This window comes from Kribbia dieselivorans NBRC 106261, assembly GCF_001552435.1.
In the GTDB taxonomy this organism is placed as follows: domain Bacteria; phylum Actinomycetota; class Actinomycetes; order Actinomycetales; family Dermatophilaceae; genus Kribbia; species Kribbia dieselivorans.
In genome coordinates, this window is record NZ_BCRE01000228.1 from 1 (window position 1) to 1,979 (window position 1,979).

At 73.7% G+C, this 1,979-nt stretch carries 2 protein-coding genes; both read left to right on the plus strand.

Translation table 11 applies throughout. The annotated features are described in order from the left end of the window. The coding region (locus KD1_RS16980) for a hypothetical protein (protein ID WP_169795413.1) at nucleotides 1-831 on the plus strand (831 nt) is incomplete at its 5' end. After that, nucleotides 828-1,979 (plus strand): glycosyltransferase (locus KD1_RS14930; RefSeq protein WP_068403239.1); only part of this gene is annotated, 1,152 nt, incomplete at its 3' end. The genes KD1_RS16980 and KD1_RS14930, both read left to right, overlap by 4 nt.

The following is a 1,979-nucleotide window of genomic DNA, read 5'->3' on the forward strand; positions in this document are numbered from 1 at the left end:
GTCACCGGCGACCCGAGCCTGACGCTGCCGCTGCTCGCGCCGGCCACGCGCGGTGGCTGGCCGCTGCTCATCACCCCGGCCGAGCAGGCGCCGCCCGCGGTCCTGACCGAACTCGCCAGACTGCAGCCCGGTCGGGTCATCCTCGTCGGCGACGAGTCGATGATCTATCCGGAGGTGGCCGACGCGGTGGGCGCGGCCGGGCACACGGTGGAGCGCTGGGAGGTCAACACCCCCGCCGAAGTGTCGGCGGCCGCGCTGCGCCAGATGCTCACCGACCCCGCCGACCTCGTCTATGTCGCGACGACGTCGCAGCCCCGGCGCGCCCTGCCGCTGGCGGTGTACGCCGCCCGTCGGGGCGAGCCGATGATCATCACCGCCGCCGAGGACCTGGGTGACGAACTGCGCTCCGTCGTGGCCTCGGCCGGCGCCCAGGCCGTGCGCGTGCTCGGTGGCGGCGGCATGGTCGCCGAGAACGTCCTGGCCGAACTGGCCGATCTCGTCGGGCCGGTGGAGATCATGGAGATCACCTCTCCGGCCAAGGGGTACGCGTGGGCGGCCCAGGCGATGACCGAGGACGCGCAGGTGTCCACGACCGACCCCGACCGGATCGTCGTGGTGACGACCTCGATCCAACCGGCGACGCTGGCCGCGGCCGCCACGGCAGCGCGAACCGGCGCTCCCCTGCTGGCGGTGGGTCGGCAGGTCATCCCGGAGGAGACCCTGAGCGAGTTGGCCCGGCTCAACCCGTCCGCGATCGAACTCGTGGCGCCGCGGCCCGAGGCGTTCCATACCGTGCGTACCGCCCTCGGCGAGTTCGTCTCAGCGTCATGACCGGCGCCGGGACCGCGGATGGCAGCGCGCCACGGCGGCGGATTCTCGTCGTCACCGTCGTCCACCACCCCTCGGACTCCCGCATTCGCCACCGCGAGATCACTGCGCTCCTGGCCGCCGGATGGGAGGTGACGTACGCCGCTCCGTTCAGTGGCTACGACGCGCCCCTCGAGACCGACGTGCCGGGGCTGACCTGTCTCGACCTGCCCCGGGCGCACGGTCGTCGGCGGTTCGCGGCCGGGCGGGCGGCGCGCGATCTGCTGCGCCGACACGGCGGCGAGTACGACATCGTGCTCGTGCACGACCCCGAACTGCTGCTCGCGGCCACCGGGCTCGGGCTGGACCACCTCGTCTGGGACGTGCACGAGGACCCGGCGGCCGCGTTGGCCGTCAAGGACTGGATGCCCGGGCCCCTGCGCGGCGTGGGCGCGACCGCGTGGCGACGCATCGAACGCGTGGCGGAGCGTCGTTGGCCCCTGTTGCTTGCCGAGCACGCCTACCAGGAGCGGTTCGCGCAGCCGCATCCGGTGGTGCCGAACACGGTGCGGGTGCCGGCCGATGCGCCCCCGGCCGATCGCGACTCCGCGCGTGTCGTCTATCTCGGCAGCGTCACCCTGGCGCGTGGCTGCGCCGTCATGGTCGATCTGGCGCGGCTGCTGCGCGAGGCGTCCGGCGGCGCGATCACGGTCGAGGTCATCGGCCCGGCCAAGGACGACGCGTCGGCGGAGTTGCTGCGTGCGGCGAGCGCCGAGGGGCTGCTGACCGCCCACGGGTTCGTGCCCAGCGACCGGGCGTTGGCGACGCTCGACGGGGCGCTGTGTGGCCTCTCGCTGCTGGCGGACCTGCCGAACTACCGGCCGAGCATGCCGACCAAGGCCCTGGAGTACCTCGCCCACGGGGTCCCGGTCGTCACCACGCCGCTTCCGCTGGCCGCTGAATTGGCGGAGTCCAGTGGCGCGGGTCTCGTGGTGCCGTTCGACGATGCGCAGGCCGCGGCCGACGCGGTGCTGCACCTGTGGCACCACCGGGACGAGGCCGCCCGCATGGGGCGGGCGGGTCATGCGTTCGTCGCGCAGCGCTACGACTGGACGCAGCAGGGCCCCGCCTTCGTGGCGCACCTTGAGTCCCTCGCCGCCAGGCATACCCCC